This window comes from Prevotella sp. kh1p2 (genome assembly GCF_900111525.1).
Taxonomy (GTDB): Bacteria; Bacteroidota; Bacteroidia; order Bacteroidales; family Bacteroidaceae; genus Prevotella.
Genome location: NZ_FOHY01000003.1, coordinates 32,748 through 51,856, shown reverse-complemented (window position 1 = coordinate 51,856; position 19,109 = coordinate 32,748). Strand labels below are relative to the sequence as shown.

Annotated in this window: 18 protein-coding genes; 6 read left to right on the top strand and 12 right to left on the bottom strand. The window is 56.0% G+C overall.

Going from position 1 to position 19,109, the window contains the following annotated elements:
- Positions 1-23: 23 nt before the first annotated feature.
- Positions 24-818: a thymidylate synthase gene (locus BMW31_RS02810; RefSeq protein ID WP_091820826.1), complete on the bottom strand. Its 795-nt coding sequence runs from the start codon at positions 816-818 to the stop codon at positions 24-26.
- 21 nt (positions 819-839) lie between these two features.
- Positions 840-2,237, bottom strand: coding sequence for a methyltransferase RsmF C-terminal domain-like protein (locus BMW31_RS02805; RefSeq protein ID WP_091820823.1), 1,398 nt, complete (start codon positions 2,235-2,237; stop codon positions 840-842).
- Positions 2,238-2,378: 141 nt separating this feature from the next.
- Here BMW31_RS02805 and BMW31_RS02800 point away from each other — a divergent pair, with 141 nt between their 5' ends.
- The 3 genes from BMW31_RS02800 to BMW31_RS02790 all read left to right on the top strand — a co-directional run bounded on the left by BMW31_RS02800 (position 2,379) and on the right by BMW31_RS02790 (position 3,988).
- Positions 2,379-3,044, top strand: a complete 666-nt coding sequence (locus BMW31_RS02800; RefSeq protein WP_091821034.1) for a DUF6249 domain-containing protein — start codon at positions 2,379-2,381, stop codon at positions 3,042-3,044.
- 73 nt (positions 3,045-3,117) lie between these two features.
- A complete protein-coding gene (locus BMW31_RS02795) occupies positions 3,118-3,657 on the top strand; it encodes an RNA polymerase sigma factor (protein WP_091820820.1) in 540 nt (179 codons plus the stop codon).
- Entirely contained in the window at positions 3,647-3,988 is a 342-nt protein-coding gene (locus tag BMW31_RS02790; RefSeq protein WP_091820818.1) for a DUF5056 domain-containing protein, read from the top strand. Before BMW31_RS02795 ends, BMW31_RS02790 begins: the two co-directional genes overlap by 11 nt.
- Before the next feature lie 218 nt (positions 3,989-4,206).
- On the opposite strand, the gene BMW31_RS02785 is transcribed toward BMW31_RS02790, so the two are convergent.
- The 4 genes from BMW31_RS02785 to BMW31_RS02770 all read right to left on the bottom strand — a co-directional run bounded on the left by BMW31_RS02785 (position 4,207) and on the right by BMW31_RS02770 (position 10,260).
- On the bottom strand, positions 4,207-6,273 hold the full coding sequence (locus BMW31_RS02785) for a PorE family type IX secretion system protein (RefSeq protein ID WP_091820817.1): 2,067 nt from the start codon (positions 6,271-6,273) through the stop codon (positions 4,207-4,209).
- A 50-nt stretch (positions 6,274-6,323) separates the two neighbouring features.
- Entirely contained in the window at positions 6,324-7,397 is a 1,074-nt protein-coding gene (locus BMW31_RS02780; protein ID WP_091820815.1) for an acyltransferase, read from the bottom strand.
- A 45-nt stretch (positions 7,398-7,442) separates the two neighbouring features.
- Positions 7,443-9,554 (bottom strand): DNA topoisomerase 3, encoded by a 2,112-nt coding sequence (locus tag BMW31_RS02775; RefSeq protein ID WP_091820813.1) that lies wholly within the window; start codon positions 9,552-9,554, stop codon positions 7,443-7,445.
- Positions 9,555-9,624: 70 nt separating this feature from the next.
- Positions 9,625-10,260 carry a lactate utilization protein gene (locus BMW31_RS02770; RefSeq protein ID WP_091821033.1) on the bottom strand — a complete coding sequence of 212 codons (636 nt, stop codon included), beginning with the start codon at positions 10,258-10,260 and terminating at the stop codon, positions 9,625-9,627.
- Positions 10,261-10,780: 520 nt separating this feature from the next.
- Between BMW31_RS02770 and BMW31_RS02765 the strand changes: the two genes are divergently transcribed.
- Genes BMW31_RS02765 through BMW31_RS02755 form a run of 3 tightly spaced genes read left to right on the top strand, consistent with a single transcriptional unit; the run spans position 10,781 to position 13,466 of the window.
- Complete coding sequence (locus tag BMW31_RS02765; RefSeq protein WP_091820811.1) at positions 10,781-11,518, top strand: (Fe-S)-binding protein; 738 nt, start codon at positions 10,781-10,783, stop codon at positions 11,516-11,518.
- Positions 11,515-12,888: a lactate utilization protein B gene (locus BMW31_RS02760; RefSeq protein ID WP_091820810.1), complete on the top strand. Its 1,374-nt coding sequence runs from the start codon at positions 11,515-11,517 to the stop codon at positions 12,886-12,888. Before BMW31_RS02765 ends, BMW31_RS02760 begins: the two co-directional genes overlap by 4 nt.
- On the top strand, positions 12,885-13,466 hold the full coding sequence (locus BMW31_RS02755) for a LutC/YkgG family protein (RefSeq protein WP_091820808.1): 582 nt from the start codon (positions 12,885-12,887) through the stop codon (positions 13,464-13,466). The genes BMW31_RS02760 and BMW31_RS02755 overlap by 4 nt, the downstream gene beginning before the upstream one ends.
- A gap of 559 nt (positions 13,467-14,025) precedes the next feature.
- Here the strand turns inward: BMW31_RS02755 and BMW31_RS02750 are convergent.
- Genes BMW31_RS02750 through rfbB form a run of 6 tightly spaced genes read right to left on the bottom strand, consistent with a single transcriptional unit; the run spans position 14,026 to position 19,101 of the window.
- Positions 14,026-15,126, bottom strand: coding sequence for a DegT/DnrJ/EryC1/StrS family aminotransferase (locus BMW31_RS02750; RefSeq protein WP_091820806.1), 1,101 nt, complete (start codon positions 15,124-15,126; stop codon positions 14,026-14,028).
- 6 nt (positions 15,127-15,132) lie between these two features.
- On the bottom strand, positions 15,133-16,071 hold the full coding sequence (locus tag BMW31_RS02745) for a GNAT family N-acetyltransferase (RefSeq protein ID WP_091820802.1): 939 nt from the start codon (positions 16,069-16,071) through the stop codon (positions 15,133-15,135).
- Complete coding sequence (locus BMW31_RS02740; protein ID WP_091820800.1) at positions 16,071-16,472, bottom strand: sugar 3,4-ketoisomerase; 402 nt, start codon at positions 16,470-16,472, stop codon at positions 16,071-16,073. Before BMW31_RS02740 ends, BMW31_RS02745 begins: the two co-directional genes overlap by 1 nt.
- Positions 16,469-17,650 (bottom strand): formate-dependent phosphoribosylglycinamide formyltransferase, encoded by a 1,182-nt coding sequence (purT, locus tag BMW31_RS02735; protein WP_091820798.1) that lies wholly within the window; start codon positions 17,648-17,650, stop codon positions 16,469-16,471. Before purT ends, BMW31_RS02740 begins: the two co-directional genes overlap by 4 nt.
- A 1-nt stretch (position 17,651) precedes the next feature.
- Positions 17,652-17,951 carry a hypothetical protein gene (locus BMW31_RS02730; protein WP_143049134.1) on the bottom strand — a complete coding sequence of 100 codons (300 nt, stop codon included), beginning with the start codon at positions 17,949-17,951 and terminating at the stop codon, positions 17,652-17,654.
- Positions 17,935-19,101 carry a dTDP-glucose 4,6-dehydratase gene (gene rfbB / locus BMW31_RS02725; protein ID WP_091820794.1) on the bottom strand — a complete coding sequence of 389 codons (1,167 nt, stop codon included), beginning with the start codon at positions 19,099-19,101 and terminating at the stop codon, positions 17,935-17,937. The genes BMW31_RS02730 and rfbB overlap by 17 nt, the downstream gene beginning before the upstream one ends.
- Positions 19,102-19,109 lie beyond the last annotated feature (8 nt).

Sequence of the window (19,109 nt, the reverse complement as noted above, 5' to 3'; positions counted from 1 at the left end):
TTTAAGTTTGTTTTTGACGGCCGTCAGACCGATACCTGGGCCGAAATGTGCGGCCACGGGTCGTAGTCAGTGAGCTCAAAATCCTCGTACTTGAAGTCGAATAGGCTCTTTACTTCGGGGTTCAGGTGCATGTGAGGCAGCGGTCGGGGCGTGCGGGAGAGCTGCAGTTGGGCCTGACTGATGTGGTTCAGGTAGAGGTGAGTGTCGCCCGTGGTGTGAATGAAGTCACCTGCCTTGAGCCCGGTTACCTGCGCCATCATCATGAGCAGCAAGGCATAAGAGGCGATGTTGAACGGAACGCCGAGGAAAGTGTCGGCCGATCGCTGGTAAAGTTGCAGGCTCAGGCGCCCTTGAGCCACGTAGAACTGGAACAGACAGTGGCAGGGCGGCAGCGCCATCTCATCGACTTCGGCCGGGTTCCAGGCCGAAACAATCATGCGACGGGAGTCGGGATTGCGGCGCAGAGTTTCTATTACGTTCTGTATCTGGTCAATGGTGCCGCCCTTGTAGTCGGGCCACGACCGCCATTGATGGCCGTACACGGGGCCAAGTTCGCCGTTCTCGTCGGCCCACTCGTTCCATATTCTCACGCCGTGTTCCTGCAGGAAGCGCACGTTCGTATCGCCTTTGAGGAACCAGAGCAGCTCGTAGATGATGGATTTGAGGTGCAGTTTCTTTGTTGTAAGCAGCGGGAAGCCGTCTTCGAGGTTAAACCTCATCTGGTGGCCGAACACGCTCTTGGTGCCTGTTCCGGTGCGGTCGCCTTTTTCAACGCCTTCGGTGAGGATGCGGTTCAGTAAATCGAGATATTGTTTCATTGTCTTTTTGGTTTTCTGTTCTTATTCAGTTGGGGTGCCGAGTCGCAGGATGCAGGGCTCTGCAGGTATGTGGCTGCTCTTTATCTTCCACTCGGCAGGGTAGAGATTGTTGGCCCTGTTGCCTATGTTTTTTACGAAGCCGAGGGGCTGGTGCTTGTAGGTGAGCAGCGTGAAGCCCGTGGGCACGCCGGCCGGCAGCGTGACCGCCTCCTTGCGCAGGTAGCTGATGGCCTCGCTGTAGCCTACGTCTGCGGTGGTGAAAGCATTGCGGTTGAACCTCGTGGAGAGTGCCAGGCGCTGGTCGGGAATGAGAGTCTTGCCCTTGCGTGAGCCCAAAGTGATGCCTGCCTGGATAACCCGCAGGTTCCGGCAGGCCTCGTTGTAGGTTGCTGCCCATCGCCGCGGAATGGCCGTCAGCGTGTCTTGCTTCTCGTAGAGTGTGTAGTCTTCGGGGTTCAGAATCCAGTCTGAGGCGAGCTTCCGGCCAGCTTCCTTCTGCTTGGCCGGATGCTGGGGCGCGGCGTCAGCAGGCTTTCCGGGCTTGCGGAGCACGGCCATGAAGAGCCCTTCGCCCTGCGTCAGGCCCGGGATGAAGCGGTACACGGGGCCTTGATGGGCAAGAGCACCGGTAATGTTCCATGCCTCTTCCACCTCTACTTCAACCAGTTTGGCCCCAAACTCCTCAATTATCCACGCCACGTTGTCCTCGTTTTCCCTGGCGTTAAACGTGCAGGTGGAGTAGAAAAGCAACCCACCGGGCTTCAGGGAGCTCCATACATCGGCTATGATGGTGCGTTGCAGCCTGCTACACTCGTCCACATGCTGCGGGTTCCACTCGCTTACGGCATTCTCATCCTTGCGGAACATGCCCTCGCCAGAGCAGGGCACGTCGGCCAGAACGACGTCGAACTGCAGCTTGCTGCGGCCGAAGTCGCGTGGAAAGTTATTGGTTACAACCACGTCCTCATGGCCAAACTTGCTCATGTTCTCGGCAAGTATGTTGGCGCGGGCACGCATCGGTTCGTTCGAGAACAGCAGACTGCCGGCCGGTAACACCGACAGCGCCGCAGTTGACTTGCCCCCCGGAGCTGCACAGAGGTCGAGCATGGTAACGGGAGTGGTGACGAGTTGCTGCACGGCATGGCAGAGAAACATGGACGAGGCCTCCTGAACATAGTACATGCCCGCATGCAGCAGCGGGTCGAAAGTAAAGTTAGGACGGCTCTGCAGGTAAGCTCCCAGCCGGCACCAGGGCACTCCGCCCGCCTTGCCGGCTATCTCCGCCCGCTCCGTACACTTGAACGGATTGAGCCGGATGCTTACCGGAGGCTCTTCGCCGAGCCCCTTTTCCAGCCGGCTGTATAGCTCCTGGCCCATCAGCCGGCAGGTGTAGGATGTAAATTCCTTAGGTAATGTCATGCCGTTTGGTCTTGGTGAGGCGGCAGCCGACGGCCTCCGCGCTCCAAATTGCTTGCAAATTTAAAAAAAAAATCGTTCCTTTGCAACTAAAACAGGCCCTGTTCCGTCTTACAGACAGAAAAAAGATAAAGGCACATGATTATGAAACAGTATCTTATAGCATTCGCACTGATGCTCACTCTCAGTGCAACCACCACCAGCGCAGCACCCAAGCACCGCCACCACACACCAACAACAGCGGTGGCGAAGCCCGACACCACGAAGGCCGATGAAGGCGTGGAGGCTTACTCGGACACAACGAGTACGGCGGCGGACACGGTGGTTTTGGACTCTGCTAACCAGTACTCGCAGCCAGGTTACTACAGTTACGACGACAGAGACTGGGAGGAAGACCTCGTGGAGCAAATCATCGGCGGCGGCTTAGGTTTCGGCGGAGTGCTCCTGGCCATCTGTATAGTGCTGGCGGTGCTCATCTTCCTGCTGGCTCCGTTCATCGTTCTGGCGCTCATCCTGCGCTATCTCATCAGGCGGCATAACGACCGCGTGATGCTTGCACAGAAGGCAATGGAGACCGGGCAGCCCATTCCGGAACCGTTGCAGCCGGTAGACAAGCAGACCGACGAGTACCTCTGGCGCCGTGGAGTGAAGAATGTGGCCGTTGGTGCGGGCCTGGCACTGATGTTCTCTATATGGGATGCCGACGCACTGGCTGGTGTAGGACTGCTCATACTGTGCTATGGGGCCGGCCAGATGTTCCTCGGACGCACCAGCCGTAAGAAGAATCAGAACGACAAACCCGAATTTTAGAGCGCATGGCGGGAGGCTACTAAGGTGACCTCCCGCCCCGGGCAAAGAAGAAACTGACCAAAACCAACGGATAGTGAACGCTCAAAACGATATCTCTCTCGTTACTCAGGTGGCTGTGTTTCATAACAGGCACGCTTTCGATCAGCTTGTCCGGAAGTACCAGTCACCTATCCGGCGCTTCTTTCTGAGCCAAACCTTGGGAGATACTCAGCTCAGCGACGACCTTGCACAGGACACTTTTGTCAAGGCGTACCTCAGCATCGGGAAGTTCAGAGGCCTCTCCAGCTTCTCCACCTGGCTGTATCGCATTGCCTACAACGTGCTGTACGACCACGTGAGAAGCCGCAAGCCGACGGAGGATATCGACGCTCCGGCCGTGGCGAGGCAGAACGCCGGCGGCGGCGACAGCAACCTGAAGATGGACATCTACGATGCACTGAAGATACTGACCGACAACGAGCGTACCTGCATCACGCTGCAACTGATGGAGGGACAGCCCATAGACAAGATAACGGAAATAACAGGCATGGCCTCCGGTACGGTTAAGTCGCACCTCTCGAGGGGCAAACAGAAGCTGGCAACCTATTTAAGACAGAACGGTTATGACAGATAACAACGATGAAAAACTGATAGCTCGGTTCTTTGAGGAGAACCGACCAGAGATAGCAGACAACGGTTTCAGCCGCCGGGTAATGCGCAGGCTGCCCGCCAGCAAGCGCAACCTGAGCAGGCTGTGGACGGCCCTGTGCTCGCTTGCCGGGCTGGCTTTCTTCCTGCTATTCAATGGATTTGCCGACCTGCGCGTGGCTTTGGGCAACGTGTTCGGCGACTTCGTGGGCGCTCTCTTTTCTGCCGAAGGGGCCAGCCTTTCGCCTCTGATGTTCCTCATAGCCCTCTTCACGCTCGGTGCCGTTACGGTTTTCAACCTGGCCAATGCCCGGTAAACGCTCAAAAAACATGCTATATGGAAGTCGTTGAGTATCAACGACTTCTTTTGTTTCTGTCATCCACGTTTCTTGAAGGTATCCTTCAGCGTCCTTGAACGATACCTTTAAGGCTGTTGAAGGATAGCTTCAAGCGCCTTGAAGGACACATCCAAGAAACCGACTGCAAAAAAGCAGGAAACCGGCTTGCCAATAGCAAGGTGCCTGATGCTGGTTCATCAGTTAAAAAAAACGTTAATCTCGTCGTCTTCCTTCTTCTCTGTTTCGGGCTTGCGGGTCTTGAAGTCCTTTTTCAGATTGCCCTTCTCGTCGAACATGCCGTAGGTAGTCCGCAGCACGGTGAACTCCGTCCGGCGGTTCAGTTGGTTGCATATTTCCTGGTGTTCGTCGTTCTGCTGTTTGATAAAGTCCTCTGTCAGCACGTCGTTTTCCTTGAGCCAAGGATATTTCTCCGTTACTTTCTTGCGAATGGTCTTGGGCTTTTCCTTGCCGTAACCTACGGGGGTAAGGCGGTCGCGGGCCACGCCGTGCTGCACGAGGTAGCTTACCACGGCCTCTGCCCGTCGCTGCGAGAGCCGCTTGTTGTATTCGGCGCTGCCCTTGTAGTCGCAGTGTGCGCTCAGTTCTATTGTTACATTGGGGTTCTGCGCCAGCAGCTTGACCAGCTCGTCGAGTGCCTGCTGCGACTCCGGACGCAGGGTTGCCTTGTCAAAATCGTAGAAGATGTTGTCTATCAACACGGGTGCCGTGATGGATGCAAGGGGGAACTGCAGCACTGTTTCTTCCGATTCGTCGGCCCGGCGGATGCTTATTTCCTCCTTGTGGTTGAGGAATCCCTTGCACGTTGCCAGTATCACGTAGTCTACGCCGGGCTTTACAACCTGCGTGAAGGAGCCGTCGGCCTTTACGTTAAGGCGTAAGTTGGTGCCGTCGTTGCCCACCATGAACACCTGTGCAGCGGGCAGTTCGTAGCCATCTATCTCGTAGACCCAGCCTTTAACGGTCTGAACAACCTCCGGATTCTCGAACCCGAAGATGTGGTCGAAGCCTCTCCCGTCGTTCCGGTTGGATGAAAAGAAGCCGCGGTTGTAGGCTCCCTCGAACGTCATTCCGAAGTCATCGCCCTGCGAATTGAGCGGGTAGCCGGGGTGTTCTATGCCATAATGCCCCGTTGCATCTACCCGGGCAATGAAGATATCGAGCCCTCCCAGGCCCGGATGGCCGTCGCTGGAGAAGTAGAAGTCGCCGTTCGGGCGGAAGGTAGGGAACTCCTCGTTGCCTTGAGTGTTCACGGGTTCGCCCAAATTCTCCACGCCCCCGAAGCCCGACGGCGTGATGCGGGCGCGCCAGATGTCGAGACCGCCCTTGCCTCCGGGCATATCGGAGGTGAAGTAAAGCCACTCGCCGTCGGGCGAGATGGCCGGATGGGCGAAAGTGGAGAGCGTGTCTCGGGTGAGTTTCAGGGGCGATGCCTTGCTCCAGGCGGCGTCAGCGCGGTTGGAAACAACAAGCTGCGCGTAGCGCGGAGATGCGGGGTCGGTGAGGCATTGGGTAAGATACATCTCGCGTTGGTCGGCAGAGAAGGAGCATGCTCCCTCGTCGTAGGCCGTGTTGAGTCCGCCCGTAACGGGCTGGGGTCTGGTCCATCGGCCTTGTTCATCTTTCTCCGAAACGAAGATGTCGCCTGCTTTGGTGCCCGTGATGCCGCTCATTTCATCGCCCGCAGCCTCGTTACGGGTCGACGTGAAGTAGAGTTGATTGTAGTTGTCGCCTGCCAGCATGGGCGAGTAATCATCCCTGCGCGAGTTGAAAACGTCCATTCGCTTCACGGTGTAACGGCTTCCCAGCTCCTTGATTTCGGGTGCCCGGAGAGCCGACTGCAGCCCTGCCTGTGCCAGTTCGTTATCGGGCAGCGAGTCGAGAACAAGTCGGAAGACCTGTCCGGCCTCCTTGTAATTGCCGTTCTTGAGCAGCTGCCGGCCGAACGAAAGCTGCCGGTTGATGTCTGCCTGGCCGTATCTGATGGCGTTGCGATAGGCAGCAATGGCCTTTGGTGCTTGGTTTATCTTCTCGTAACAGGCTGCCATCTTGAGGGCGACCTGGCCCCGTCGCTCCTTGTCTTTTGCCGGTAAACGGGTATAGGCACGCTTGTACTCGGCGGCAGCATCATAATATTCGCCCAGTGAGAGGTACTTGTCGCCTCTCTTCAGATTGCGGTCAACGCCGCAACTCGTCATGGCGGCCATGACAATAAGGATGAACAGAAGATGAAAACTGCGTTGCATGCTTTTTTATTTAACAAACGTCTGGGCGGCTCGAATATTGTAGCAGCCCGTCAGTCTACGCCAAGCCAGTACCTTGATTTGGGCAACCGGGCCAGTAACAGTACGATAACGTAGGTTGTAACGAACGTGCAAACGCTGATGAGTGGTATCTTTACCAGGATGGAAGCAAAGGAGCTGTCGAACAGGTCGTGGTAGAAGTTGAGCAGCATGATGTGTGCCAGGTAGATGGCATAGCTGCACACGGAGATGCTTGTAATGAGTCGGGCCCACCGATTGCCTGCATCCATCTTTACATGGCTCACCAGCGAGAACATGGCATACGTCATCATGGCCACGTTGACGGCACAGAAATCCCACGGAATCTCGGCCTCCACGGCTCCCGAAGCGTAGGGTATGCGGGCATTGAAGACAAGAGCCGTGGCGAGATAGCCCGCTACCAGCAGCGCCAGAGAGGCAAACGCAGACAAGTGACCGTACTTACGCACGTAGCTGCCCAGTACGAGATAGCCTCCGAACCCGGTGAAGTAATAGAGTGCGGGCGATACATTCCACGTGCATTCGCCCCACACCAGCGGCCACACGAGGTGGATGTAAGGCAGGAAAGTGGTAGCAGCCCAGATGCCGAGGTACACCTGCATCTCCCTTTTCGAGCTGTTGCGAACCCACGGGGAGAGTACAGGAACGAGCAGATACATGCCGATGAGCATGTAGATGTACCACAGGTGGCCCACCTCCACGCCCCAGTTAACGGGTATGTGGGCAATGTTGAGCAGGCACGCAGCAAGCGAGTCGCCCCGGTAGAACACGTAGTAAACGGCGTAAACGATGCAGAAGAATATCCACGGCCACAGTATCCGGGCGAAGCGCTTGCGGAAGAAGGTGCCCGTGCCGGTCTTCATCGGGAGCAGAAAATAGCCCGATATCATGACGAAAAGAGGCACGCAGATGCGCGACAAGCTGTTAAAGAAGCCCAGCGTGTAGGCATTCTCCGTAATCAGAGACAGGTTGTTGCCGATGTAGTAGTACTCGCTGGAGTGCTGCCAGAGCACCAGGAAGATGGCGATAACGCGCAACAAGTCGAGTGCTACGTTACGTTGGCCGGTGGTTTTTGTGTTGGTTTGCATTGTTTGTATGGTTTGTCAGTTTGATAATATGCTTGGAGTGTAAGTCTAATCCTGCTGCTTTTCGTCGAACGGTAGCTTGAAGTCGCAGCCGTTCTGCCAGTTACTGCAGCCGTAGGCCGTGCGCCCCTTGATGATGAAACCTCTGCCGCAGATGGGGCAGGGCTTGCCGATGAGGCTGTCGTCGGGCTTCATGGTCGATATGTCGAACGTGGGTTGCGGGTCGTTCTCCGTACCCTTGTCGGCCTTGTCGTTCGTTTTCTTCGGTGCTGCCTTCTTCTTCGGAGCCTTCTTCTTCAGGTCTTCTTCGGTGGTGATGGCGATGTGGAGGTTGCTGCCATCGGTCATCACGTCGTTCACTATCTGCGTTATCTGCTCCTTGAGTTCGTCTATGAACTGCGCCGGGTCATACTTGCGGTGCTCGATGTCGCGCAGTTTCTTCTCCCAGATGCCCGTCAGTTCGCAGCTTGTAAGCAGCTTTTCGTGGATGGTGTCAATCAGTTGGATGCCTGTGGGGGTGGCCAGCAGGTTCTTGCGTTCACGCCGGATGTAGTGGCGCTTGAACAGAGTTTCGATGATGCCTGCACGTGATGAGGGCCTTCCAATTCCGTTTTCCTTGAGTGCTGCACGCAGTTCTTCGTCTTCAACGAACTTTCCGGCGGTCTCCATGGCCCGCAGCAGCGTTGCTTCTGTGTAGTATTTGGGCGGCGTTGTTGTCTTTTCGGTCAGTGTGGGGGTGTGAGAACCGCTCTCGCCTTTGCTGAACGCGGGCAGTGTACGTTCCTCTTCGTCTCTCTTAACGTCCTCTTCGTCGTCCGTGCCGGCGCCGTCAGCATCCGTCTTTGCGGCTGCCGACTGGTAAACTACGCGCCATCCGGGGCTCAGAATCTCCTTTCCGCTCACCTTGAACTCCACTTCTTCCACCTGCCCGAGTACCGTTGTGGTTGAAAACTTGCAGTCCGGATAGAACACACTGATAAACCTTTTGGCTATGAGTTCAAAGACTTTCCACTCCATATCAGTGAGTCCGACAGGTGGAACGCCTGTAGGAATGATGGCGTGGTGGTCGGTCACCTTGCTCGTATCAAACACTTTCTTGCTCTTGGGCAGCTTTTTGCCGCCCAGCGGTTTCACGAGTTCGGCGAACGGTTGCTGCCCCTGGCGCTTCGTCTGGTACACACCGTTGAGTATGCCGGGGCACTTCGGGTAGATGTCATCACTCAGATACTGGGTGTCTACACGCGGATAAGTGGTCACCTTCTTCTCGTACAGGCTCTGTATCAGGTTGAGAGTAGTCTCTGCGGAGTAGCTGAACTTGCGGTTGCAGTCTACCTGCAGCGAGGTGAGGTCATAGAGATGAGGCGGTGCCTCGGTACCTTTCTTCTTCTGAACGTCGGTCACCGTGAACGGCTTGTCGGCAATGGTAGCGAAGGCTTTCTGGCCTTCCTCCTTGCTTGTAAACTTGCCTTTGGTGGCCGTAAACGTAGTGTCGCGGTACACGGTGGCCAGCATCCAGTAGGGCTCGGGCCTGAAGTTGTCAATCTCCTTCTGCCTGTTCACGATGAGGGCCAGCGTAGGCGTCTGCACCCTACCTATGCTCAGCACCTGCTGGTTCTGCCCGTATTTGAGCGTGTAGAGGCGGGTGGCGTTCATGCCCAGTATCCAGTCGCCGATAGCACGGCTAAGTCCGGCCAGGTAGAGGGGCTGATAGTTGTCCTGTTCCTTGAGTTCCCGGAAGCCCTGCTTGATGGCCTCATCGGTCATGGACGAAATCCACAGCCGCTTTACAGGGCACGTTGCCTGCGCTAGCTGCATAACCCAGCGCTGTATGAGTTCGCCCTCCTGGCCGGCATCTCCGCAGTTAATGATGCCGTCGGCGGCCTGCATGAGGCGGCGGATGATGCCGAACTGCTTGCGTATGCCGCCGTCGTCGATGAGCTTGATGCCAAAACGCTGCGGTATCATGGGCAGCGCCGCCAGGCTCCAGTGCTTCCAGTTCTCGCTGTAGTCGTTAGGTTCCTTGAGGCAGCACAGGTGGCCGAAGGTCCATGTTACTTGGTAACCGTTACCCTCCATGTAGCCTTCGTGCGATCGGTTGGCGCCTATGATGCGGGCTATATCTTTGGCCACGCTTGGTTTCTCGGCAATGCAAACTATCATCTCTTCAAAAACTTAGAACTGCAAAGTTACGCATTTTAATTGGGAAACCCGCTTTTCGGCGGGCATTAATTCAATAACCAACGGGCTCGGACGTGAGGAGCACGATGTGCCGTTTGGCCGGATGGCTCATGCGCTGGATAGAGATGTAGTTGCAGATGGAGTCGGGCGACTTGCAGTCGTGGCACACCCCGTCCGCCTGGCAGGGCGTGCGGAAGTCGAACCGGGCCATGTTCGTGGGCGCTGCCACGGAGCGGGCGCGCTTTACGGCGGCGTCAACGTCGCGGCAAACCTTGTTCAGTCCCACCACCAGAATAACGTGCTGCGGCCCCCAGGTGATGGCAGCCACACGGTTGCCGTTGCCGTCTACGTTCACGATAACGCCGTCTTCGCTCATCGCGTTCACGCTTGCAAGGTAGTAGTCGCACTCCATCGCCTTGCGGTAAATGCGCATTTTGTCCTCCTGCGTGTTCACGTCGTCGCGGTCGTACACCCGGTAGTCGCCCGCTTTAAGCATCTGCGTAATGCCCGTATCGCGTATGCTGGCCGAGCCGCCCCACGAGATGGTGCTGCCCGCAGGTATCAGTTCCTTCACCTTATTTAATAGGTCATCGTTGCTTCTGCAGTAATAGGCGTCGTAGTGACGCTGGTTCAGGCTCTTGATGAGCTTGGCGGCAAGCCGCTCGTTTCTCAGTTCTTTTGCATCCATCTTGCTTTTGTATTTATCGGTTTGGTTTGAAGTTACATCTTGTGTCGGCAGCATCTGGCTACCCGGCGTGAAGGCAAAGATAAGCATTATTTTTGAAAACGGCACCATCTTCGGTCTCTCTCTGGCCACTTTGTCACCTTTTCGGCATGCCCGGAGCTATGCTTCGCGAACTTTCGACAAGTGTCGCACAATCGTGTGACAGGTGTCGAATAATCGTGCGACACTTGTCAAAAGTTCCTGACACTATCTTTCGGCACCGCGAAGCCAATCTTTCAACACCCTCGCAGACAGCATTTTACACGCCCGTTTTACGCTTTACGTGCTGCCGGATGGTTTGATGCAGCTGCCCGAACGATGGCAAACCTTGCGGCCGCACGTGTATTGCGGGCGGCGGCAGACTGCCGGGAAGCCGGTAATGTTAAAGAAGTACAATCGTGAAACTTTTACAGTTGCGGGCATGACTGTTTGGAGTTTTTTACTTACATTTGCAGAAACAGAATTTTAGCGAACAGATTATAACATGAAAATCGGATTGTTTATCCCTTGCTACGTGGATGCCCTGTATCCCGAAGCGGGCGTTGCTGCCTACAAACTCCTGAAGTATCTGGGGCTTGATGTCGAATATCCGGAGAAGCAAACCTGCTGCGGACAGCCCATGGCGAATGCCGGTTTCGGGCGGATGTCGGTGCCCCTGGCCCGTAAGTTCGATGAGTTGTTCCGTGGCTACGACTATGTTGTGGCGCCGTCGGCATCGTGTGCGGCCTTTGTTAAGGAGTTCTACCCCCGTTTGCTGCAGGGAGAACACGAGTGTGTAACCTCAAATAAAATCATGGATATCGTGGAGTTTCTGCACGATGTGATGAAAGTTAGCTCGCTGCCCGGCAAGTTTCCCCACGTGGTGAGCGTTCACAACTCCTGCCACGGCGTGCGTGAGCTGGGGCTGTCGGCTCCTTCAGAGTGCCACGTACCGCAGTATAACAAGATTATAGACCTGCTGAAGCTCGTCGAGGGCATAACTGTCAAGGAGCCTGAACGCAAGGACGAGTGTTGTGGCTTCGGCGGAATGTTTGCCGTAGAGGAGCCCGATGTCTCCATCCGTATGGGCGAAGACAAGATTGCCAGGCACATGGCAACGGGCGCCGAGTACGTTACCGGGCCCGACAGTAGCTGCCTGATGCACATGGCGGGCATAGCTAAAAGGCAGCATAAGCCTATTCAGTTCATACACGTAGTACAGATTTTAGCAGCAGGATTATGAGCACGAAACATTCATTGGCAGCCCACGAGATACTCAAAGACAAAGAACGCGTGACGCGGCATGACCAGACTTTCTGGAGCGTTCGCATGAAGCGCGACCTCATGGCGTCGCATCTTCCCGAGTGGGAGGAACTGAGAAACCACGCCAGCGACATCAAGAAACACACCATTACGCACCTGGCCGACTATCTGGAGCAGTTTGCAACGAACCTGGAGAGCCGTGGCGTCATCGTTCATTGGGCCAAGGACGCCGACGAACTCAATGAGATGGTGTACGGAATACTTGAAACGCACAAGGTGACAAAGATGGTTAAGTCCAAATCTATGCTCACAGAAGAGTGCGGACTCAATGACTTCCTGATACAAAGGGGCATCGACGTGGTTGAAACCGACCTGGGTGAACGTATCCTCCAGCTCATGAACGAGCACCCGGCGCACATCGTCATGCCGGCCATTCACATCACCCGCGAGGAAGTGGGGCGCATGTTTGAGGAGAAAGGAATATCAAAGGAGACCGGCAACTACGACCCCACGTACCTTACCCGGTGTGCCCGCCACCACCTGCGCGAGGAGTTCATGGAAGCGCAGGCAGGCCTCACGGGCTGCAACTTCGGCGTAGCAAAGACCGGAGACATCGTAGTTTGCACCAATGAAGGTAATGCCGACATGAGCACTTCAATGCCTAAGCTGCACATAGTGACCATGGGACTGGAGAAACTCGTGCCCGATTACGAGAGTCTTGCTGTGTTCCAACGCCTGCTCTGCAGATGTGGAACGGGCCAGCCTACCACAACCTACACCTCTCACTTTCGTCAGGCACGCCCTGGAGGGGAAATGCACGTGGTGTTGCTCGATAACGGCCGGAGCGACATTGTTGCCGACCCGCAGCACTGGGAGACGCTGAAGTGCATCCGTTGCGGCGCCTGCATGAACACATGTCCTGTGTACCGCCGCTCTACGGGAGCCAGTTACACCTACTTCATACCCGGCCCCATCGGCGTAAATCTCGGCATGCTGAAGGACCCGCAGCAGCATTCGGAGAACGTATCGGCCTGCACGCTCTGCCTAAGTTGCGACACCGTGTGCCCTGCCGAGGTAGCTCCGGGCTCGCAGATTTACTATTGGAGGCAGAGTCTTGAGGCCATTGGCAAGGCCGACAAGCTGAAGAAGATGATGTCAACGGGCATGAAGATGCTCTACAGCAGCCCATCGCTCTACACCACTGCACTCAAGTTTGCGCCTCTGGCCAACTATATACCCGAGAAACTGACACATTTCAGCACGCTCAACCCGTGGGGAATAGGCCATGCAAAGCCCGTTTTTGCCAAGAAATCGTTCCATGAAATGTGGAAGAAAGGAGAACTAAAATGAACAAGGAAGAACTATTCAGCAAGCTGAAAGCCAACACCCGGGAGCAGTACGACATGCCCGACATGCACATCAACGGCATCACCTATCCCGATACTTGCCGCCAATTCAAGGAAATGACGGAAACTGTGGGCGGCAAGGTCGTGGAAGCCAAGAAAACCGACGACCTGAACCTCATCATCCGCAACATCTATCCGGAGGCGCAGACCTTTGCCTCCAACCTGCCGTTTATTGACATTGCGCAGAAGAATCCGGATACAGTAGCCGATGCCAAGGAGCTGAACGGAACCGACGTGGGCATCATCCAAGGCGAGCTGGGCGTAGCAGAAAACGCCTGCGTGTGGGTTCCGCAAACGATGAAAGAGAAGGCCGTGTGCTTCATTTCGGAGTATTTGGTCATCCTGCTCGACAGGCAGAACATCGTGAACAACATGCACGAGGCCTACAGCCGCATTGAGATGAACTCGGAATACAACTTCGGCACCTTCATCAGCGGCCCCTCGAAGACGGCCGACATAGAGCAGGCGCTCGTGATGGGGGCGCAGGCCGCCAGAGGCGTTACGGTGCTGTTGCTGGATTAAAGACCTGCATTTGCGGGTGCAGAATATAATCGCGGGGGTGCCAGAGGCATGCTCCGCGAATGTGCGACACTTGTTAGAGGATGCTTTAACAGGTGCCGCACTTTCGTTTAATAGGTGTAGAAAGCGCCGGACTGCATTGGTTTGAACTCCCGGCAGTTGATGTTCTGCTACCTTGAAGTATAGCTTCAGAAAGCAAGGTATAATACATTGTGTTACAAAAGCTATGCGTCAAGCTGCTTGAAGCATACCTTCAAGGCGCTTGAAGGATGCTTTCAAGAGGCTTGAAAGGCACCTTTTACTTCTCTGCTTGTAACTTGCTGATTTGTAATAGTTTGCAGTTTGTTTTTTGAAAGGATAGATTGGACCGTTATCATCCCCTCCTAACCTCCCCTTTCCAAGGGGAGGATACCGATTAGTCTTTCTGCTATTATTATCCTATTTGTAATTACCGGTGGATGAAAACGCAGCCAGCAGTTCCTCCCCTTGGAAAGGGGAGGTTAGGAGGGGATGATGTGTGGCAGGCTTAGGTTATACTTCGCAAAGTGCCATTCACTTTTTATTAAGGCCTAAACGAATTGATGGCCTGCACAATGTGGGCTGCTTCATCATCGGTGAGGGCGGGATGGCAGGGGATGCTCAGCTCCTGTTGGTGTATCAGCTCCGTAACGGGCAGATTCCTGTTGTGCCACTCCTTGTAGGCTCCTTGCTTGTGGGGAGGGATGGGGTAGTGAATGGCAGTGCCGATGCCAAGGTCTGCGAGATGGCGTTGCAGTGCATCGCGATAAGGGCAAAGGATGGGGAAAATGTGGTAAACGCAGTCGGCCGAGGCATCTGCAGGCAGGCTTACGGCCTCGTTACGGATGTTGCGATAGTAATAATCGGCAATCTCCCGCCGCCGCAGGTTGTCGCTGTCAAGGTACTGCAGCTTCACGTTCAGCACGGCGGCCTGCACCTCGTCCATCCTGCTGTTGATGCCTTTGTAAGGGAAGACGTATTTTTCGGACGAACCGTAGTTGCCCAGTGCGCGCACCACTTCGGCCAATTCGCCGTTGTTGGTGGTAACGGCGCCGGCATCGCCAAGGGCCCCGAGGTTCTTCGTAGGGTAGAAGCTGTGGGCTGCGGCATGGCCTATGCTGCCGGTTCTTCTGCCCTGGAACGTGCACCCATGAGCCTGCGCATTGTCCTCTACGAGCAGCAGATGGTGCCGTTTGCATATCGCTCCGATGGCTGCCGTGTAGGCGCAGCGCCCGTAGAGGTGAACGATGAGGATGGCGCGGGTGCGGGGCGTGACGGCGCTCTCTATGAGCGAGCCGTCAATTTGCAGCGTTCGGGCGTCGGGTTCCACCAATACGGGCTTCAGATTGTTGGCCGACAAGGCGAGAATACTGGCTATGTAGGTGTTTGCAGGCACAATGACTTCGTCGCCGCTTGACAAGAGTCCCAGCTCCATGTAAGCCTTGAAGATGAGCGTCAGGGCATCGAGTCCGTTGCCGCAGGCCACACATTGGGTGGTTCCTGTGTAGCGGGCGTAGGCTTCCTCGAACCGTGCGGTCTGCCGGCCGCGCAGGTAGCTGCCGCTTGCCAGGGTGGTGCCGACGGCTTCCTCAATCTCGTCCATGTACCTGGCGTTTATCTGCAGGAGTGGTAAATAAGGTATCATACGGTGTTATAAATCCCATTCGTAGGTGTCGTAAACCACGGCCCGGCCTCCATATCCTTCCTTGTTGCCGATGAGTCCGGGGTTCAGCATGCGCCCGTGGTCCTCTGTCGAGGTGCCGAAGTCCATGTACAGGCGTGTTGGATAGTCACAGCAGGCTATCTGACTGCAGATGGCTTCGGCGGCGCCGAGCCGCTTCCCCTCGCTGTTGGTTGATAGGTACTGGGTGTGAACCACCTGCGGCGAGAGGTAGAGGGTGATGCCCCCGATGATTGTACCATCGTGGTAGGCGCTGTATTGGATGATGTTTTGGGGAAAACGAGCCTGCAACAACTGTATTTCCTGCAGGCTGTGAACGGGGCGGGCGTGGTAGCGCTCGGCCAGATTGGCCTCGAGCAGCGGCCAGAACTCGGCCAAATCGGCGCCGCGCTTCACGGTAACGCCTTGGTTTTCGGCCTTCTTGAGCATGTAGCGATGGCCGTTGCGCCAGCGCACTTGCTGCTGTATGGGCAGGGTGGTGCTGATGCTGCGCTCCGCCAGTCGGGCGTGGCACTGTTGGAAAATGGCGTACAGGTCTTCTTCCGAAGGCAGCCGGTGGTAAATCCAGGGGATGGGTCGGTAGAGCACATGGAGATAGCCGTGGCCGCGCAAGTAGTCGTTCAGCTCGGCAAAGAGGGTGCAGGTGTCGGCTGCAGTGACGTGGGCATCCATGATGAGGCCACCGTACGTGAGCCCTGAGTGTGAGCAGAAAGTCTGCTGCACGCTGTGGGCGGGGAGCAGGGAGTGGAGCTTCCCGGCGCGGTAGAACATGAGCGAGCAGTCTGAGTAGCGGCAGGCATGGTAGTCCATGTAGTCTCTGTAGAACAGGAACGTGGCATTTCGCGCCGCAGAGACATAGGCGTCCCATTCCTGTTTGCGTTCGGCCGAGTATCTCCTTATCTCGAACATCAGCGCTGCTTGTATTTCAGAAACTCGTCGTAGTCGTAGATATAGTCCTCTTCATCAAACAATTCGGAGGCCAGCACCAGGCATACGGCGCCGCTGGAAAAATCGTCGAGCGTGCGCCAAGTGCCCGTATCGACAAGCAATCCCTGGTAAGGATGGTTCAGGAGGTAGGTGTGCGTGCTGGTTCCATCGGTGAGGGTAACGGTAAAGGAGCCGCCAACGGCCACGATGAATTCCCTGCAGCGGCGGTGTGCATGGCCTCCGCGGCTCTCTCCTGCAGGCACATCATATACCCAGTACACTCTCTTGACGTCGAAAGGTACGTGCTTCAGCTCTTCGGCCACGGTCAGATTGCCCCGTGGGTCGGCTATCTTGGGCAGATTGATGATGTGTCCCGGTTTCATTTCTTCATGTAAGGGTCGGTGCCGAGCACGCTTCTGGCAACGGCTTTGGCCTTGCTCCGCAGGGCATCCATGTTGTCGCCCACTTCGCTGTAGCACAAAACTACGCCCATTCGCCGGCCGATGTGAGCCTCGGGCTTGCCGAAGATGCGGATGCGGGTGCGGTCTTGTCGCAGGGCGTCGAGAAGGTTGTAGTTGAGCGGTTCGCGGCTTTCAACGGGCGAGAGGATGACGGCCGAGCAGCCGCAATGCTCCAGGTGGATGGCCGGGATGGGCCAACCCATGACGGCGCGCAGGTGGAGTTCGAACTCACTCAGGTTGGTGGTGTGGGCCAGGGTGACCATTCCCGTGTCGTGCGGACGCGGACTCAGCTCCGAGAAAACAACCTCTCCGCCCTTGGTAAGGAAGAACTCAACGCCCCAGATGCCGTAGCCCGTGAGTGCCTGGGTAACCTTGTCGGCCATCTGCTCGGCGCTTTTCAGGGCCTCGTCAGGCAGTTGGCAGGGTTGCCAACTTTCCCTATAGTCGCCTCCCCGCTGTACATGACCGATGGGAGGACAGAAGAGCGTGGGGCCGTTTTGCTGCGTGACGGTGAGCAGGGTGAACTCGGAGGCAAAGTCGATGAACTCTTCGATGATTACTTCCTTGACGTCGCCGCGGCCTTCCTCCATTGCTTCACGGAAGGCTTCGTGCAGCTCCGCGTCGTTGTGAACGTAGCTCTGGCCGTGGCCGCTGGAACTCATAAGAGGCTTGACCACGCAGGGGAAGCCGATGTCATCGGCCGCCTGCCTGAACTCCTCGAATGTTTTGGCATAGTGATATCTGGCCGTCCGCAGCCCCAGTTCCCTGGAGGCAAGGTCGCGTATGGCCCTGCGGTTCATGGTGTAGTTCACGGCGCGTGCCGACGGAACAACCTGTATGCCCTGTTGCTCGAACTCAATGAGCTTCTCGGTGCGTATGGCTTCAATCTCCGGAACAATGATATCGGGCCTGTGCTTCCTGACAACAGCCTCCAAGGCATCACCATCGAGCATGCTGAAAACTTCTCTTTCATCGGCTACCTGCATGGCCGGGGCGTTGTCGTAGCGGTCGCATGCGATGACGTAAAGCCCCGCCCGCTTGGCTGCGATGGTAAATTCCTTGCCCAATTCTCCTGCTCCGAGGAGCATTATCTTCTTCATTTTACTTATGTGTTGACGGTTTTATCATTTGCCACTCGGGCGTTACGGCCACCCTGCGCAGGCATGCGGCAATCTGGGTAGATACAGCTTCGGGTGTTGTTCCACGCCTGCGGGCCATTTCCTCGAGCGGAACAGCCGTGGTACCGAACAGTCCGTAGTGCTCTTTAAGTAGTTCCTCATCGGCTGGGGGCAGCAGTTGGAGGATGCGGCTCATGTAGTCTGCCATCTTGCGGTCGGTGATGTGAGCGGCCTTACCCATGTGAACAAGGTAGTCGTTTAGCTCTTTAGAGAGTGCGTCCATGGCGTTCCTGACCGTACATAGCATCGTAGTACTTCTGGTATTCGCCCGAAGTAACCTCCTGAATCCATGCCTGATGCTCCAGATTCCACTTGATTGTCTTCACTATTCCGTCAGCAAACTTGGTCTCGGGGAACCATCCCAGCTCGTTCTTTATCTTCGTGGGGTCGATTGCATAGCGCTTGTCGTGGCCCAGACGGTCGGCAACGTGCGTGATGAGGTCGTTGTTTATCCAGTCTATGCGGATATCTCCGTGGGCGTCGGTCTCCTGTTTCTTGAGCACGCTACGCAGTTCCTTGTTCTCTGCCATCATGTCATGAATGGTCTTGATGGTTAGCTTCACGATGTCGATATTCGTCATTTCGTTGTGGCCACCCACGTTGTACACTTCTCCCTCACGGCCTTCTCGCACCACCATGTCAATGGCTTTGCAGTGGTCTTCCACGTAAAGCCAGTCGCGAACGTTGAGCCCTTCGCCGTAAACGGGCAGCTTCTTGCCTTCGAGAATGTTGTTGATGATGAGCGGAATGAGCTTCTCCGGGAAGTGGTAAGGGCCGTAGTTGTTGGAGCAGCGGGTAATAGAAACGGGCATGTGGTAGGTGTCACGATAGGCCATTACGAACATGTCGGCGCTCGTCTTGCTTGCACTGTACGGGCTGTGTGGGCAGAGCGGCGTGCTTTCTGTGAAGAAGCCGTCGGCTCCGAGGCTGCCGTAAACCTCGTCGGTTGATACCTGATGATAGCGTTTTCCGGGCTTCCAGGTTGGATAACCCTGCTCATCCTTGCCCGTAACCCACGCCCGGCGGGCTGCGTCGAGCAAGTTCTGCGTGCCCAGGATGTTAACGGAGAGGAACAGCTGCGGGTCCTCTATCGAGCGGTCTACATGGCTCTCGGCCGCAAAGTTCACAACGTAATCGATGTCGTTCTCGGCAAACAGCCTGTCTGCCAGTGCCCTGTCGCGGATGTCACCCTTAACAAAGAAGCAGCGTTTGTTGTCGATGTCGTCCTTGATAGTTCCCAAGTTGCCGGCGTAGGTGAGGGCATCGAGGATGATAACCTTGATGTCCGTGTCCTTGTATTTCCTGTAGAGAAGGTACTTTACGTAGTTGGCACCGATGAAGCCGGCGGCTCCCGTGACCAGATAAGTCTTCATAAGCGTAT